The 15,715-nt window shown below is 41.4% G+C and carries 18 protein-coding genes; 15 read left to right on the forward strand and 3 right to left on the reverse strand.

Features of this window, described 5'->3' with window-relative positions; translation table 11 throughout:
• Window positions 1–170 precede the first annotated feature (170 nt).
• Window positions 171–920, forward strand: a complete 750-nt coding sequence (locus ACQCT5_RS13170; protein WP_499642488.1) for a DUF3993 domain-containing protein — start codon at window positions 171–173, stop codon at window positions 918–920.
• A gap of 103 nt (window positions 921–1,023) precedes the next feature.
• Here the strand turns inward: ACQCT5_RS13170 and ACQCT5_RS13175 are convergent, their stop codons facing one another.
• A complete protein-coding gene (locus ACQCT5_RS13175; protein WP_499642489.1) occupies window positions 1,024–1,260 on the reverse strand; it encodes a glutaredoxin domain-containing protein in 237 nt (78 codons plus the stop codon).
• Window positions 1,261–1,454: 194 nt separating this feature from the next.
• On the opposite strand from ACQCT5_RS13175, the gene ACQCT5_RS13180 reads away from it, so the two are divergent.
• The 6 genes from ACQCT5_RS13180 to ACQCT5_RS13205 all read left to right on the forward strand — a co-directional run bounded on the left by ACQCT5_RS13180 (window position 1,455) and on the right by ACQCT5_RS13205 (window position 5,428).
• The gene (locus ACQCT5_RS13180) at window positions 1,455–1,694 is read left to right on the forward strand and encodes a YkuJ family protein (RefSeq protein WP_204418601.1); all 240 of its coding nucleotides are present in this window, start codon (window positions 1,455–1,457) and stop codon (window positions 1,692–1,694) included.
• 62 nt (window positions 1,695–1,756) lie between these two features.
• Window positions 1,757–2,146 carry a YueI family protein gene (locus ACQCT5_RS13185; RefSeq protein WP_499642490.1) on the forward strand — a complete coding sequence of 130 codons (390 nt, stop codon included), beginning with the start codon at window positions 1,757–1,759 and terminating at the stop codon, window positions 2,144–2,146.
• Between the two features lie 305 nt (window positions 2,147–2,451).
• Window positions 2,452–2,970: a ribonuclease H-like YkuK family protein gene (locus ACQCT5_RS13190; RefSeq protein WP_499642491.1), complete on the forward strand. Its 519-nt coding sequence runs from the start codon at window positions 2,452–2,454 to the stop codon at window positions 2,968–2,970.
• Between the two features lie 27 nt (window positions 2,971–2,997).
• Window positions 2,998–3,168 carry an antirepressor AbbA gene (abbA, locus tag ACQCT5_RS13195; protein WP_417900712.1) on the forward strand — a complete coding sequence of 57 codons (171 nt, stop codon included), beginning with the start codon at window positions 2,998–3,000 and terminating at the stop codon, window positions 3,166–3,168.
• Window positions 3,169–3,336: 168 nt separating this feature from the next.
• Window positions 3,337–3,783 carry a cyclic-di-AMP-binding protein CbpB gene (gene cbpB / locus ACQCT5_RS13200; protein WP_499642492.1) on the forward strand — a complete coding sequence of 149 codons (447 nt, stop codon included), beginning with the start codon at window positions 3,337–3,339 and terminating at the stop codon, window positions 3,781–3,783.
• A gap of 136 nt (window positions 3,784–3,919) precedes the next feature.
• Window positions 3,920–5,428: an MDR family MFS transporter gene (locus ACQCT5_RS13205; protein WP_499642493.1), complete on the forward strand. Its 1,509-nt coding sequence runs from the start codon at window positions 3,920–3,922 to the stop codon at window positions 5,426–5,428.
• A 57-nt stretch (window positions 5,429–5,485) separates the two neighbouring features.
• On the opposite strand, the gene ACQCT5_RS13210 is transcribed toward ACQCT5_RS13205, so the two are convergent.
• Window positions 5,486–6,226, reverse strand: a complete 741-nt coding sequence (locus ACQCT5_RS13210; RefSeq protein ID WP_499642494.1) for a sulfite exporter TauE/SafE family protein — start codon at window positions 6,224–6,226, stop codon at window positions 5,486–5,488.
• Between the two features lie 130 nt (window positions 6,227–6,356).
• On the opposite strand from ACQCT5_RS13210, the gene ccpC reads away from it, so the two are divergent.
• The 5 genes from ccpC (at window position 6,357) to ACQCT5_RS13235 (ending at window position 10,577) form a co-directional block, all read left to right on the forward strand.
• Entirely contained in the window at window positions 6,357–7,250 is an 894-nt protein-coding gene (gene ccpC, locus ACQCT5_RS13215; RefSeq protein WP_499642495.1) for a transcriptional regulator CcpC, read from the forward strand.
• An 84-nt stretch (window positions 7,251–7,334) separates the two neighbouring features.
• The gene (locus ACQCT5_RS13220; protein WP_499642496.1) at window positions 7,335–8,165 is read left to right on the forward strand and encodes a DUF368 domain-containing protein; all 831 of its coding nucleotides are present in this window, start codon (window positions 7,335–7,337) and stop codon (window positions 8,163–8,165) included.
• 143 nt (window positions 8,166–8,308) lie between these two features.
• Complete coding sequence (gene dapD / locus ACQCT5_RS13225; RefSeq protein WP_499642497.1) at window positions 8,309–9,019, forward strand: 2,3,4,5-tetrahydropyridine-2,6-dicarboxylate N-acetyltransferase; 711 nt, start codon at window positions 8,309–8,311, stop codon at window positions 9,017–9,019.
• A gap of 73 nt (window positions 9,020–9,092) precedes the next feature.
• A complete protein-coding gene (locus ACQCT5_RS13230; protein WP_499642498.1) occupies window positions 9,093–10,262 on the forward strand; it encodes an N-acetyldiaminopimelate deacetylase in 1,170 nt (389 codons plus the stop codon).
• Between the two features lie 69 nt (window positions 10,263–10,331).
• Complete coding sequence (locus ACQCT5_RS13235; protein ID WP_204418565.1) at window positions 10,332–10,577, forward strand: YkuS family protein; 246 nt, start codon at window positions 10,332–10,334, stop codon at window positions 10,575–10,577.
• Window positions 10,578–10,906: 329 nt separating this feature from the next.
• On the opposite strand, the gene ACQCT5_RS13240 is transcribed toward ACQCT5_RS13235, so the two are convergent.
• On the reverse strand, window positions 10,907–11,749 hold the full coding sequence (locus tag ACQCT5_RS13240) for a mechanosensitive ion channel family protein (protein ID WP_499642499.1): 843 nt from the start codon (window positions 11,747–11,749) through the stop codon (window positions 10,907–10,909).
• Window positions 11,750–12,125: 376 nt separating this feature from the next.
• On the opposite strand from ACQCT5_RS13240, the gene ACQCT5_RS13245 reads away from it, so the two are divergent.
• The 3 genes from ACQCT5_RS13245 to ACQCT5_RS13255 all read left to right on the forward strand — a co-directional run bounded on the left by ACQCT5_RS13245 (window position 12,126) and on the right by ACQCT5_RS13255 (window position 15,683).
• Window positions 12,126–12,668 carry a peroxiredoxin gene (locus ACQCT5_RS13245; RefSeq protein ID WP_499642500.1) on the forward strand — a complete coding sequence of 181 codons (543 nt, stop codon included), beginning with the start codon at window positions 12,126–12,128 and terminating at the stop codon, window positions 12,666–12,668.
• A gap of 241 nt (window positions 12,669–12,909) precedes the next feature.
• On the forward strand, window positions 12,910–13,359 hold the full coding sequence (locus tag ACQCT5_RS13250; protein ID WP_499642501.1) for a redoxin domain-containing protein: 450 nt from the start codon (window positions 12,910–12,912) through the stop codon (window positions 13,357–13,359).
• 569 nt (window positions 13,360–13,928) lie between these two features.
• Complete coding sequence (locus tag ACQCT5_RS13255; protein WP_499642502.1) at window positions 13,929–15,683, forward strand: ABC transporter ATP-binding protein; 1,755 nt, start codon at window positions 13,929–13,931, stop codon at window positions 15,681–15,683.
• The last annotated feature ends 32 nt before the right edge of the window (window positions 15,684–15,715 follow it).

A 15,715-nucleotide genomic window follows, 5' to 3' on the forward strand; every position in this document is an offset into this window, starting at 1 on the left:
ATTATTTGAATAATTTCGTAATAGAATTTGTTTGTGAGATTGCTTGTAGGGTAAAAGTTAGTATATCGAATTTTTTGTCAAATGGACAAGGAATTTTGCGAACGGTTACCGCCCTTTATAAAGGATAAACTTGGTAGAATTAGAGGACATAACATTAGGAGGAGAATCATTTGCTCAAAGCATATACCAGATTATCAGTTGCAGTTATCTTCATACTACTAATGGGAGTATCATATGTGGCAGCGGAAGCTCCGACTCAGAAAGAAGAAGTATTCTCTTTTTTACAGGAAGCTAAAGAGGCCCAGTTTTCATTGGGTGAAAAGCATAGGGATATGACAGAAATCCAGAACGAATTGGACCCATATTTTTCACGTGATTATCAGGCCCAGTTTTTGGATGCGCATCTTTTTAAAGAAGAGCAAGGATATATCACGTATGGAACAGACGTACCTCACTTTTACATTCCATTCTTCACTTATGGTGAGAATACCAAAATCAAACAGGATGAAGCTACCGGAAGGCTTTTTGCCTATGAGTTCTTTGATGTCGATGAATCTGAGGCTAATTTGTATCCTGATCATTATGAATATGTGGAATTGGAAAAGAATGAGCAGGGGCTTCAAGTTGTCAATTATGGGTATGAAAAGGAACAACCCGGTTTTCTAAAAGAGGATAATGATGCAAGAACAATGGAAAGTACGACAAACGAGAAGAATAAAGAGGCTACAAATATAGTGAATGAACAGCAGAAGGAGAAGGGAAAACCATTTTCGTTCTATCAACTGACCCGACCATTTGCAGGCTTTGCCTTCTTGTCGGGTACACAGAACCCGACGTTTGCGTTTTATCAGTTCCTGCCAATGTTTGCATCCCATTATTTCCTGCCTGAGGCCGAACCGAAAATGCTCGTTACAAGATAAGGCCATAAAAAGAGCTGTGTATCCAGCTCTTTTTTTATTTTTGTTAAAATGCTTTTATTCTTAAGGATTTTAATGGTATGATGTACTCTCTTGCATGGAATGGTTACTCTTCTATATGCAGGAGCTTCTGCAAGGTTTGTAAATCAAATCCTTTTACAACATGCTCATCCACTGTTACAGTTGGAGTGGAAAAGGATTGAAGGTCATAGACTAAGTATTCCTTAGCACGCGGGTCTTCAGAAATGTCGATAGATTCGAAAGGGATATCATGATGTTGTAGAAAATGCTTAACCACCTGGCAAGGTGGGCAGTCTGGCTGTGTATACACGGTAACTTTCATTTATTTACACTCCTCGTTAGAAAAAAATTCACATCTTTTTTCACTCTTTGCGATAGTTTTAGACTACAATAAGAGGGAAATAAAAATGTAGCATGAATATAAAAAAATTTCTACTTTATTTACCTGCAAAAACGAATGTTCAAGGCGATGTAGGTGAATGATATAGGTAGAAGGAATAGAAGGAGAGTTGTGACATGTCACTATTAGTAGGGATTGTAAAGAGATTGAATGACTTAAAAGAAACTTCCGAGGCTGGAAATGAGCCTGCTCAGCGTTTCTTTGAAGTAAATGGAGAAAAGGTATGCAGCGTAAAATTTTTTGATAAAACGAATACATATGAGCTTGAAGTGTTTATTAAAGGTGAAAGTCCACAAACGTATCAATTCGATAATATCGATATGATCGCAATAGAAATTTTCGATCTGATCCATTAATGGCGGAAACTCGCGTGATGCGTATTTTTTGTTAGGTTAGCCAAAACAAAAGGGAGAGTATCATGGGTAAAAATATAGATGATTATATTGACAATGGTTTAAAAGGAACTCCTGAAATAAAACCGGGTGAGAGAAAAGAGTACTTATCCCAGTTAAGGGAACGCGTTATTCTGGCGCTTACCAATGGGCAAGTGATGCAAGCGAAAGTATATGTGCCGCTTGGTGACTTGATGAAGAGATATCCTGGTTCCCGTCTTTATTTGGACGGCGACATCAATTATGCACACCTTTCCAAATATACGAAAATGGCCAACCAGTATAATGTCCCATTTACGATCGTGGATGATAAAGCTTCCTCCACTAATATCGGTCTGGTGCTTGCGAATCCCCATGCCGTGGACAAGGATGAGATTTTCGTGGATAACGGAGAGTTTAAGAAACATTTACGTTAGGAGTGGTACGAATGATGCCATTGGTTCATTGTCCAAAGTGCAACAAAGAAGAAGCGCTGGATAAGGTATTGACCGCACAATCTAATCAAAATGTAATCTTTAAATGCCCTCACTGTACTTATACTAAGCGCCAAATCCATACAAGCAAAGGCTGACCAAGCTCCTATTCAAAGGAGTTTGGTTCTTTTTTTGTCCGAATAGCTGTTCAATTGTTAATCAGCCAGTCAATGGAGTGAAAAACATTAATTTTTTCCTTCTTTTCATCATATATGTAAGTAGGAAAGTACAAAAAAGGAAGTGGCTAAATGGATAACCCCAGTAAGTTTTATAATATTACCCACGGCTACCTTACTTTTGAACAAGCTTATAAACAGTTACTTTCTTTTATCCAGAAAGATGTAAAAGCCTCCTACTTATTGTCCATTGGGACAGATTCACATGTGCATCGAACAGAAACAAGATTTATGACGGCTATTCATTTACATCGGGTGGGAAAGGGAGCCTGGGGATGTGTCAGGCCTTATATTGCTTCTAGGGCAATTCGAAGCTTGCACGAGAAGATATCACTTGAAACTGCTTTAAGCCAGGAAGTTGCGATGCTATTCTCGAATGAACGATTAGCGGCAATCCAGGATCTTATCATCCCACATTTGGAGCAAGGTGCCGATTTCCGTTTTGAAATCCACTTGGATATTGGAAAAAGGGGAGCAACAAAGGATTTCATTCAGGAAATGACAGGAAGAATTGTTGCAATGGGATTTGATGCAAAGATTAAACCGGACGCATATACTGCATTTTGCTATGCTAATCGATACACGAAATAGCCATCGGAGAATAGGGGATGAGAATGGATGGTTCATTTTAACGAAGAGGAAAAGGAATTATTGATAGAATTGTTGATATCAACAAATTTTGCCAAAGAACTTGTCGCGAGTGTAATCAATGATATGGAGATGGGAGAAAAGAAACTTGTGAGCTCCACCTATAAAAAGCTGATTGAAATTTATGATAAAGTTTCATAGGGATTAATAAAAGCTGCCGGATTGGCAGCTTTTTCTGTCGAATGAAAAGCGGAGGTTCTTGTTATATAATAGTCGAGTCCCAATAAAATTTATGCTACAATGATAATGGTCAATTATGAAAATCGTCATATACTGTTTTGAGAGTAAATATAGAGAGGAAGAACATTCATGATCAGCCTCCAAAAAGGTGAATTATTTGGAACAACCCTACCGGAATTGATAATTCCTGCAGAACGTGTGGCACATGTGCAGGTGCGTAATAACTTGGAACATGCATTGCTGGTTCTAACCAAAACCGGATATACAGCTGTACCCGTTCTGGATCCGAAATATCAATTACACGGTCTAATCAGCACAACACAAATTATGGATTCCATCCTGGGCTTGGAACGTATAGAATTCGAAAGGCTGGAAGAAATGGTTGTGGAAGATGTGATGAATAAAATAATCCCAAGATTAAATGTGAACGACAGTGTAGAGAATGGCTTGGAACTTCTTGTCGACCATCCCTTTGTTTGTATTGAAAACGATGAACACGTGTTTGAAGGGATCCTTACAAGAAGAAGTATACTGGAAAGACTTTACACTCAAATTCAAAAGCAAAGCAAACGTTAAAAAAGACCTGAAAGGGTCTTTTTTAATTGCGTCTAAATGGTTGCATAATAAAGAATGAACGCTACAATTTACATAGAGGCACGAAATAGTTTCGACGAAAATACAAATTTCAATTAGTTAGAGAGTAGGGTAGAGTATGGTAACTGCTGAAAGGGAAAGAGAAGCGATCGGGTTTGCCCAAGAAAAAAAGACGAAGCGCCCTTTTGTACTGGCGGCAATCATGCTGGCGATGTTCATGGCAGCTGTGGAGGCTACAATCGTTTCTACAGCGATGCCGGCCATCGCAGCTGACTTAGGCGGCTTTTCATTGTATAGCTGGGTATTTTCATCGTATTTGCTGATGAATGCCGTCACGGTGTTGATCTACGGCAAGCTTTCAGATCTCTTTGGAAGAAAACCGATTTTGATATTTGGAATTGTTGTGTTTCTGATTGGCTCCATACTTTGCGGTATGGCAGGATCCATCGAAATGCTGATCGTATTCCGATTTATCCAGGGGTTCGGGGCAGGTGCAGTCATGCCGATAGCCTCTACCATAGTAGGTGATATGTATACAAAAGAAGAACGGGCAAAAATACAGGGATACTTATCAAGTGTATGGGGAATTTCTGCTATTTTAGGACCGGCTATCGGGGGGTTGTTGGTACAATACGTAAGCTGGCGCTTTGTATTCTGGGTGAATGTCCCGCTTGGAATCCTTGCAATCATTGGTCTTTTGCTCTACTTGCATGAAGGTATCGAGAAGAAAAAGCATTCCATCGATTATGCAGGTGCAGGGCTGCTTTTTGTATCAGTTTCTAGTTTGATGTATGTCCTGGTTGAAGGAGGAGTGCGTTTTGAATGGACCTCGATGCCCATCATATCGTTAGTCTCCATTTCTGTCATTACCTTTGTGCTTTTCATCTTCCAGGAAAAACGTGCTGTCGATCCGATGATGCCATTTGATATCTGGAAGGAACGTTCCATATTAATTGCGAATTCTACATCTCTTACAACAGGGGTGATGCTGATTGGGATATCGAGTTTCCTCCCCGCATTTGTTCAAGGCGTCATGGAGAGGCCGCCCATCGTTGCGGGCTTTACCCTGACGACCATGTCAATCGGTTGGCCGATCGCAGCAATGATTGCTGGGAGGGTCCTCTTGAAAATCGGGTTTAGGACAACCTCGATCATTGGGGGAGTGGCCCTGATTTTAGGAAGCATCATTTTTATGACCCTCAGTCCGGACGATGGTCCGTTGTGGGCGGCATTCGGCTCCTTTATGATAGGGGTGGGTATGGGTTTTTCCACTACTTCCTTTATCGTATCCATTCAAAGCAATGTTCCGTGGCAGAAGCGTGGCGTTGCAACCGCGTCGAATATGTTTATGAGAACACTGGGGAGTACCATTGGAGCGGCCCTGCTCGGAGGGATTCTAAACTCCCGGATTCAGGGACATTTGAAGGAGAATGGGATGAATGATGAGTTTTCTCTTGATTCCACCACGCTTCTTTTAAATGAGGAACAAAGAAATCAGCTGTCGGAATCGATGAGGGCGCTACTGCAGGATGGACTGACTTCGGCATTGCAGACCGTATATATTGTGGTAGCGGCATTTGCGGTTATCAGTTTTCTCCTTATCCTTCTACTGCCTAAAAAAGAATAGAATAAATGGCCTCCAATGTCCGGCATGGACGTTCGGAGGCCTTTTATGTCTGTAATACTAAAAATAGATTTTCAACAAAAGGTAACCTATTAAAAATACAGAGAAACCAGTCAGGATATTCTTCCATGGCAATGTGGAAAGTTTAGGTGCGAGCCTGACAGCAGTTTGAGCCCCTATAAACGAGCCAATTCCAAGTAGAACTCCAACTCTCCAATCAAACAGTCCCATCGAAAAATAAACAAGGAAAGAAATAAAGCAGCTGGAAAGCGTCTGAAGCCTGGCGAGACCGATGCTGGTGATAAAAGAGTAACCGGCGTTAAGGAACGAGTGCATAAGAAGTGTCGCCTGCCCTGGACCAAAGAGGCCGTCAAATGCCCCGATAAAAATATAGGTGGGAAAGAATAGCTTCGGGACAGGCTGCTCCGAAGCCACATTCGGTCTACGGGATTTCACTATATTTAGGATAGTTGCAAATATCAAAAGGACAAGGGCAATCTTTAACAGGATTCCCTCCGTTAGATAGGATGCAAGTAAAGCCCCCGATAATCCGCCCAAAAGAGTGAAAGGAACAATCTTCAATCCTAATTTAAGGTCTACTTCCTTCCTCTTCCAAATGGTATAAAAGCTGCCTGTGGAACTGAATGTATTAGAAAACTTATTGGCGGCAATGGCAGCATGGATCGGTACTCCAAGTACAAGCATTGCAGGAAGGCTGATGAGGCCTCCCCCACCACCCAATGTCCCGATGAATGTAGCGATAAATCCAATCAAAATCAACAAGTAATAAGTAGCTTCCATACGCATCTCCGCCTTTTTGCAGAATCTTTTCTATTTCATTGTATGAATAATAAAGTCATAATGAAATATCGAAAAAATTAAGATATACTATAAGAAAAACTTATATCTTGGGATCGAGGGTGGTGGCTTCATGAATTCATCGGAATTTTACATACTATCCGTTTTGGCTAAAGAAAAGAATATGAGAAAGGCTGCTGAAAGATTATTCGTTTCGCAGCCTGCTTTATCGCAGCGTCTTCAAACCATTGAAAAGCAATGGAATACAAAGATCTTCATACGAACGCAAAAAGGGCTGCTGATCACGCCGGCAGGTGAAAAAATTGTGGAGTTCGCTGATGAGGTCCTCGCAAAGGATGCAAAAGTAAGGGAGGAAATCTCTTCTCTGGACAAGGAAGTCTATGGAACGTTAAAGATAGCAGTGGCCACAATTATTGGCCAATATTGGCTTCCGAAAATATTGAAGAAATATATTCAAAAATATCCCAATGCCAGAGTGTCCTTGGTCACAGGGTGGAGCAGTGATATTGTGAAAAGCCTATATGAGGACGAGGTGCATATCGGGATAATAAGGGGAAATCCTGAATGGAAAGGGATCAAACAGCATCTCTTGAGTGACGATCTGTACGTTGTCGATACCGAAATTGAAAGTCTTGAGGACCTTCCGCATACAGAGCGCCCTTTTATTCAATTCAAGAGCGATTCGACTTATTATCAGGAAATCCAGGTCTGGTGGCATAAACAGTTTCAGACGCCTCCGAAACGAACGATTGTTGTGGATCAGATTGAAACATGCAAGCAGATGGCATTGAATGGAATCGGGTACGCCATCCTTCCCTCGATTACGTTGCAGGAAGACTACGAACAGATTAATAAAATACCGCTTGCCAGAAATGAGGATTCCACTTTGCACAGGGATACATGGCTGATTGGATATGAATCCTCATTCAGGCTAAAACAGGTGGAAGCTTTCCTTGAGGTATTGATTGAGGAGGCAAATGGTAAAGATAATCAAAACTTCAATTAGTTTTTATTGGATTCTCAAACTTAATAATAGTATGATATAGACTTGTAAAACAAAGACTTGTATTTTTAAGGTGGAACGATAAGGATGGAATGGAAAAACATTTTTCGAGGAATGATTATGGGAGTCAGTGATGTCGTCCCAGGCGTAAGCGGAGGAACAATTGCATTCATTTTAGGAATCTATGATCGATTGATAGATGCTATCAGCGGATTCTTCAGCAAGGATTGGCTGCACCATCTGCGCTTTCTGCTGCCATTAGTGTTAGGAGTCGGCACCTCCATATTATTGTTCAGCAAGGTGATTACTTATTTTATCGACAATTATTATCAGCCGACTCAGTTTTTATTTCTAGGACTCATCATAGGAATTCTTCCCATGCTGGTCAAAGAATCCGATCTGAAAAAATCTTTTACAAAATGGGATTACTTTGCTCTAGCCATTGCGTTTATTCTGGTTGCCTCCATGGCTTTCTTAAAAGAGTCATCCATGGCTCCAATTGAAACTCTGACTGTCACTTCAGCAATCGGTTTATTCTTTGCAGGATGGATTGCCAGCATGACGATGCTGCTGCCAGGAGTCAGCGGATCTTTGATGCTTCTTATTATGGGCGTCTATTACACAGCCCTCAATGCATTGCATACATTGAACATACCGATCATCCTTGCCCTTGTGGCAGGTGGAGGTGTAGGGTTCATCGTCAGCAGCAAAGTGATAAAATTCCTGATGAATGCTTATCCTAGACTGACATTTGCTGTCATAATCGGACTGGTATTGGGTTCCACTATGGTAGTGTTTCCTGGAATATCATCAAACATATTTTTGAATGTAGCCAGTGTCATCACTTTTATTTTGGGCATTATCATTGTTCAATTTATTGGGAGAATGAACAATAAAATAGTTCAAAAAGCAAACTGATTGGAACTGAGCTGACAGAAAGCATCCTTTTGAGTGCTCTCTGTCATTTTTTTTGCATTAGAAATTTTTTCACTTGTCACTCTATTTTTTGTTTGATAGAGTAAAGGGATAAAGACAACATATGCTTTTAGGAGGAATACATAATGAAAATGATGGATGCAAATGAAATTATCTCTTTTATTCAAAATAGTACAAAATCAACACCTGTAAAGGTATACGTAAAAGGTGATTTGGAGGGTATCGATTTTGGACCTTCTTCCAAATCCTTTATAAATGGCAACAGTGGTGTCGTGTTCGGCGAGTGGACGGAACTTGAAGCGGCATTGAAAGCAAACGAAGATAAGGTCGAAGACTATGTGGTAGAAAACGACCGCCGCAATTCCGCGATTCCACTGCTTGACCTAAAAGGTATTAAAGCGCGTATCGAACCTGGCGCTATCATCCGTGACCAAGTGGAAATTGGAGACAATGCGGTCATTATGATGGGAGCTTCCATTAACATTGGAGCAGTTATCGGCGAAGGTACGATGATTGATATGAACGTTGTACTTGGTGGCCGTGCGACAGTAGGGAAGAACTGTCATATTGGTGCTGGAACAGTGCTTGCCGGTGTAATCGAGCCTCCATCCGCGAAGCCGGTTATCGTGGAAGATGATGTGGTAATCGGTGCCAATGCAGTGGTCCTTGAAGGTGTGACTGTTGGCAAAGGTGCTGTAGTTGCAGCAGGAGCTATTGTAATCGATGATGTAGCTCCGTACACAGTGGTTGCCGGAACACCTGCAAGAAAAATCAAGGATATCGATGAAAAGACCAAATCCAAAACTGAAATAAAACAAGAGCTTCGTCAGCTGTAAGCTCCAAATAATTTCCTGACAGGGAAGGCGTGGATGCAACGATCCGCGCCTTCTTTTTCAAAATATATGATCCATGGAATTTGCAACCTATGAGAAAGAGGCGAATAACGTGACAAATGTTTCAAATCCCTATATCCAAATCCGCCGGGACCTTCATCAAATACCTGAAAAGGGATTCCAGGAAAAAAGAACCCAAGGCTATCTTCTTCAGTATCTAAAGGGTCTTCCACAGGAAAACATGGAAATCAAGGAATGGGAAACCGGCATCTTTGTGCGAATCAAAGGCACGAATCCATCCAAAACAATCGGATATCGCACAGATATAGACGGACTGCCGATTACAGAAGAAACGGATCTGCCATTCCACTCCAAGCATGAAGGGATGATGCATGCTTGCGGTCATGACTTTCATATGAGTATTGCCTTGGGTGTATTGACACATTTTTCACAGCACCCATCTAATGACCATCTTTTATTCATGTTCCAGCCAGCTGAAGAGGGACCTGGTGGTGCGCAACTGATGATTCAATCCGAGATTTTTCACGAGTGGAAACCTGATATGATAGTTGCACTCCATATAGCACCGGAGTATCCGGTAGGTACCATCGCCACGAAACCTGGTCTTCTTTTTGCCAATACATCTGAGTTGTTCATCGATTTGAAAGGAAAGGGTGGCCATGCAGCCTATCCTCACCAAACAAATGATATGGTAGTGGCAGCTTGTTCACTTGTCTCCCAACTGCAGACCATCATCTCCCGGAATGTCGACCCTTTGGATAGTGCGGTCATCACCATCGGCAAAATTACTGGGGGAACGGTGCAGAACATTATTGCAGAGCGTGCAAGACTTGAGGGGACAATCCGCACATTATCGGTTGAAAGCATGATAAAGGTGAAAGAGCGAATCCGTGCGCTAGTCCAGGGTGTGGAGATCGGCTACAACTGTGAAACATCGATTGACTATGGGTGCATGTATCACCAGGTGGATAATGATGCGGAGCTTACAGAAGAGTTCATGGCATTTGTCGACAAGGAAACAGATGTCCGTGTGGTGGAATGCAGGCATGCAATGACGGGAGAGGATTACGGCTATATGATTCAAAACATACCTGGTTTTATGTTCTGGTTGGGAGTCGAATCCCCATACGGGCTGCATCATTCCAAATTAGATCCCAAGGAAGATGCAATAGGCGTTGGCATCAGCATGCTCATTTCCTACCTCACTAAAAAAGGGAACGAATAAAGTAAGAAGACCTCCTTCGCATAATTTTAATGGAAAAAGACAAATTAAGAAGGAGGAGGTGGACCAATTATGCCAAAAGTAGGTGTGGAGCAGTCTTTAACGGCTGTTCAAGAAGCGTTGCAGCAAAAAGGATATGACGTGGTTCAGCTAAACAATGAGGACGATGCAAAAGGATGCGACTGCTGTGTCGTAACCGGAATCGACAATAATGTCATGGGAATGTCCAATGCTGTTACAGCAGGAAGCGTAATAGCTGCTCATGGACTTTCTGCAGATGAAGTATGCCAGCAGGTCGAAAGCCGCTTAAATCACTAGGAGGAGCCGTTTACCGGCTTCTTTTTTTTAACACTTTTAAACACCGCTGTTGATTTCCGCACTAGGCGCAGCGACCCAAGGGGCGGTGCTGGAGCCTCCTCAGGCTTCGCCCTGCGGGGTCTCCAGCCTACCGCTACCTCCCGCAGGACAAGGAAGGCTTCGGCAGCGATACATCGCACGAAGAAAATGCTCGCATTTTCGAGGAGTCTTCGCCTATTGCTCCAATCAACAGCTAGATACATAAATAAACAATATTCATGTACCTATTTGGGAAATTGGTCATTCCATAAAAAAGAGGCGGGAGCCTTGTCCCAACCTCATATTCCTTGCTATTCCGCTGTTTTCTCAACGTTTACCTGATGTGGGTAAGGTATATCGATGCCATTAGCATCAAGGGCCTCTTTAATACCCTTTCGCAACTTTCGTTCTATTGCCCACTGCATCATGTTTTCTGTCTTCGCAATGATGCGAATGACAACATCCGAAGCGCCCAAGCCTTGGACACCAATTACATTAGGACCATCTTTTATTGCAGGATCCTCTGCTGCAATTGCATCACAGACACCCTGAATCACCTCGATGGCGTGATCGATATTATCCTCATAGGAAATTCCGATATCGACAAGGGCACGCATGTTTCCGCGAGAGTGGTTCGTCAAACTGGATATTTCCCTATTTGGCAGATAGTGAAGAGACCCGTCAAAGTCGCGGATCTTGGTAGTTCTCAACCCGACCTCTTCGACGATTCCGGAAAATCCTGCAGTAGTGACGTAATCATCTACATCCACTTGTTTTTCCAACAGGAGAAAGAACCCCGTTACAACATCACTTACAATTCCTTGTGCTCCAAAACCGATTGCCAGGCCGATAATTCCGGCACCTGCCAAGATTGCTGTTGTACGTACATCAAATACATTTTCTAGCACCATAATCACAAGGAAGAAAATCAAGGCGTATGTAAAAATATTGGTAGTTAATTTCTCAAGCGTTTTTCCCCGGCCGGCTGAAATCCCCTGTTTTTCGGTTGCCCGTTTGAATAACCGGGTAATTATTTTCGTTCCTATTGATTTGACGATGGCATATACGACAATAATGACAAGCAACTTAAGAAATATAATCCCAACTGCCGCTAAAATGGCATAAAAATCCAAATCTGAAAAGTCAATAATCATCTTTCCCTTACTCCTCTCTAGTATTGATAGAAGACCTATAGTTAGGCATTATATAGGATAGTCTCCATAAATCCAAACGATACGGCACATAAAAAGTAAATGCTAATTATTTTATTCCTATAAAAAAGAATGTTAAAATTGTTTTAGAAAATAATTCCCATATTTATTTGAGAAAGTGTAATTCCATTGAAAGTGGGGAATACCAATTAGGGATAAAAAGGCGGCACGTTCCTTTTAATGAATCCTATATTAAATTAATTATTATTTAACATTGACTAAAAATATTGTATGTTTTATAATGGATACTGTTGATTATAAAAGTAATTGAGAATGTATAAGCAATATTCTCAATAAATACAACTTGGAGGGATTTTTAATGGCAGAACGCATGGTTGGCAAACAAGCTCCTCGTTTTGAGATGGACGCTGTATTGCCGAATAAAGAATTTGGTAAAGTAAGCTTGGAAGAGAACATGAAAAACGGAAAATGGACAGTTCTTTTCTTCTACCCAATGGATTTCACGTTCGTATGCCCAACTGAAATCACTGCAATGTCTGATCGCTATGATGAGTTCGAAGACTTAGATGCAGAAATCATTGGAGTATCCACTGATACAATCCACACTCACTTGGCTTGGATTAACACTGACCGCAAAAGCAACGGTCTTGGTGAGTTAGCATATCCTTTAGCTGCAGACACTAACCACGTAGTATCCCGTGACTACGGAGTACTTATCGAAGACGAGGGCATCGCACTTCGCGGCCTATACATCATCAGCCCTGAAGGGGAACTGCAATATCAAACAGTATTCCACAACAACATCGGTCGTGACGTAGAAGAAACACTACGTGTACTTCAAGCATTGCAAACTGGTGGTCTTTGCCCAGCTAACTGGAAGCCTGGACAAGCTACATTATAATTTCATTCATTGGAGAATAAGGTCTAACGATATCGTTAGGCCTTTTCTTTCACTATATTAGTTTGTTCAAAAAGGAGGATAAAAAGAGCAAAGAATTTCGAGGAAGCGAAGTCTTGAGCACCGCAGCGTATGAATTGTATACGTTAGAGCGGAGAGGCAAGCTGACGAAGAAATTCTATAGCTTTTTTACCGGACTTTTTGAACATCCTCTATATACATATTAATGGGAGGTCTATCAATAATGAAACTACGCTCACCAATGCCAGAGCTTACTGGTGCAACGGAATGGTTAAATGGAGAAGTGACAAAAGCGGAACTGATTGGAGAAAAACCGACATTGATTCACTTTTGGTCAATCAGCTGCCACCTATGCAAAGAAGCGATGCCGCAAGTGAATGAATTCCGCGATAATTATAAGGATAAATTGAATGTCATCGCTGTACACATGCCCCGCTCCGAGGACGATCTGAACATGGATGAAATAAAAAAAGTAGCAAGTGAGCATGATATCACGCAGCCGATTTTCGTGGACAATGACCACAAGCTCACGGATGCATTTGAAAATCAATATGTACCTGCATACTATGTATTTGATGCAGAAGGTAACCTTCGCCATTTCCAAGCAGGCGGAAGTGGAATGAAAATGCTGGAGAAACGTGTGAACCGAGTATTAGGGGAAAACGAAAAATAAACTTAAAGTGAAAAAGGGGAATATACCCTTTTTCTTTTTTTTTGTTATGCTAAAAACTAATGGATTTTTAAGAATCTAGCTGTTGATTGGAGCAATAGGCGAAGACTCCTCGAAAATGCGAGCATTTTCTTCGTGCGATGTATCGCTGCCGAAGCCTTCCTTGTCCTGCGGGAAGCGGCGTTTAGTGGAGACCCCGCAGGCGAAGCCGAAGAGGCTCCACTAACGCCCCTTGGGTTGCTGCGCCTAGTGCGGAAATCAACTGCGGTATTTAATGGCTTCTTTTTATATGACAAGTCGCAAAAAAGCCATGCCTTTAAATATAATCCTTCCATCCTATTCTTAACTTTCATCATATTACATATATTCTAAAGTTATTCAATTTTTCTCCATCTAAAGATGTAGAAAACATCCGACTTCGTGTTGCTTACAAATTCATATGTCCCATATAAAATTAATAGTGTAAATAATTTTAATTTTTGTAAAAAACACTGGAAAATTATTTCGAAACTCGATATATTAGATACTATCTTATATTTTCCAGCATGAGTGAACAAAGGGAGGGAATACATGTGGAGACTTTTAAGAAATTAAAACAATTTTACTGGCCTTACCGTAAAAATTTCTATATTTCATTGATTTTTTTACTTTTGGTTACAGTTATTACTGTGATCTATCCAGTCATTTTGCAAGTGACCATAGATGAAGTAATGAAGAAACAGCAATTCCATTATGTACCGTATATTGCGCTTGGGTTCATTGGAATCATGGCTTTAAAAGGGTTGTTTACGTATTTTAACCAATACCTGGGGGATGTGTTCGGTATCCGTTCCGTTTACCGGTTGAGGAATGAGCTTTACGAAAAACTGCAATTTTTACCTTTCCGTTATTATGACAATGCCAAAACAGGGGATTTAATGTCGAGGCTGACGGCTGATGTGGAAGGATTCCGTTTCTTCCTATCATACGGATTTTCGGAATTGATCAGGTTTGCATTACTTGTAACAATCAGCTTGAGTCTGATGTTCTATTATTCAGTGGCTTTGACTTTCGTTACTTTGTTGGCAATGCCATTCCTTGCATTTGTCACCTATCGTTTCGATAAAAGGGTTCACCCTGCGTTTCGTGGAATAAGAAAATCTTTCGGAAAACTGAACACGAACGTACAGGAGAATATCAGTGGAATCAATACGGTAAAATCCTTATCACGTGAAGGCTACCAGATCGACAAATTCAATAATTCCAATGTCGATTACAAGGACAAATTTATTTCTACAGCCAATGTTTGGGCAAAGTACTTCCCACTTATGGAGTTTATCGGGAATGCCTGTGTGGTTGGGTTGCTTGGCTTTGGCGGTTATTTGGTAATAGATGGCCAATTATCGGAAGGTGCACTTGTAGCATTCTTCAGCTTGGTTTGGTACATTGTTTGGCCAATTGCAAATCTAGGATTTGTCATCAATCAGTTTTCACAAGCGAAGGCTTCCGGGGAACGTCTATTGGAGATACTCGAAGCTGAAGAGGATATTCAAGATATCCCTGGTGCAAAAGACGTACCAAACCTAAATGGGCATGTAACATTTGATAATGTGACATTCAGCTATCCGAATGAAGAAAAAGCAGCCCTTCAAAATGTGTCCTTTGATGCACCACCTGGAAAACAGATTGGCTTGATCGGGGCTACAGGTTCAGGTAAAACAAGTATTACCCAGCTAATTACAAGATTCTATGAGCCGGAAGAAGGACGTATTTTAATTGATGGAAAAGAAGTGAATAACTACACACTCCATTCACTTAGAAATCAGATAGGGTTTGTCCTGCAGGAATCGTTCCTGTTCTCCTCTTCAATCAAATCAAACATAGCATATGGCAGACCGAATGCATCCATGGACGAAATAGTCCGTGCTGCAAAGATGGCCCAAGCGCATGAATTTATTATGGAACTGCCTAATGGATACGATACTATGCTTGGTGAACGGGGAATGGGTCTTTCTGGAGGTCAGAAACAGCGTATTGCCATTGCGCGTGCATTGATTCTCGATCCGACAATCCTGGTCCTCGACGATGCTACAAGCGCGGTAGATATGCAAACGGAATTCAATATCCAGAAAGAACTGAAAGAGGCTCTGGCTGGCAGAACCACCTTTATCATCGCTCACAGGATTTCTTCATTGAAGCACGCTGATGAAATTCTTGTTTTGGATGAAGGGAAAGTGGTGGAAAGAGGTACGCACGAAGAGTTGATTCAAATGCAAGGACCGTACCGCAGAATTTATGATATTCAGTACAAGGACCAAAAAACGGTTTTGCAAGCACAGACAAATTGAAGGCAGGTGAAAAAGAGTGCGAAAGAAACAAA

The sequence above is a fragment of the Sutcliffiella halmapala genome (assembly GCF_050107295.1).
Taxonomy (GTDB): Bacteria; Bacillota; Bacilli; order Bacillales; family Bacillaceae_I; genus Sutcliffiella_A; species Sutcliffiella_A halmapala_A.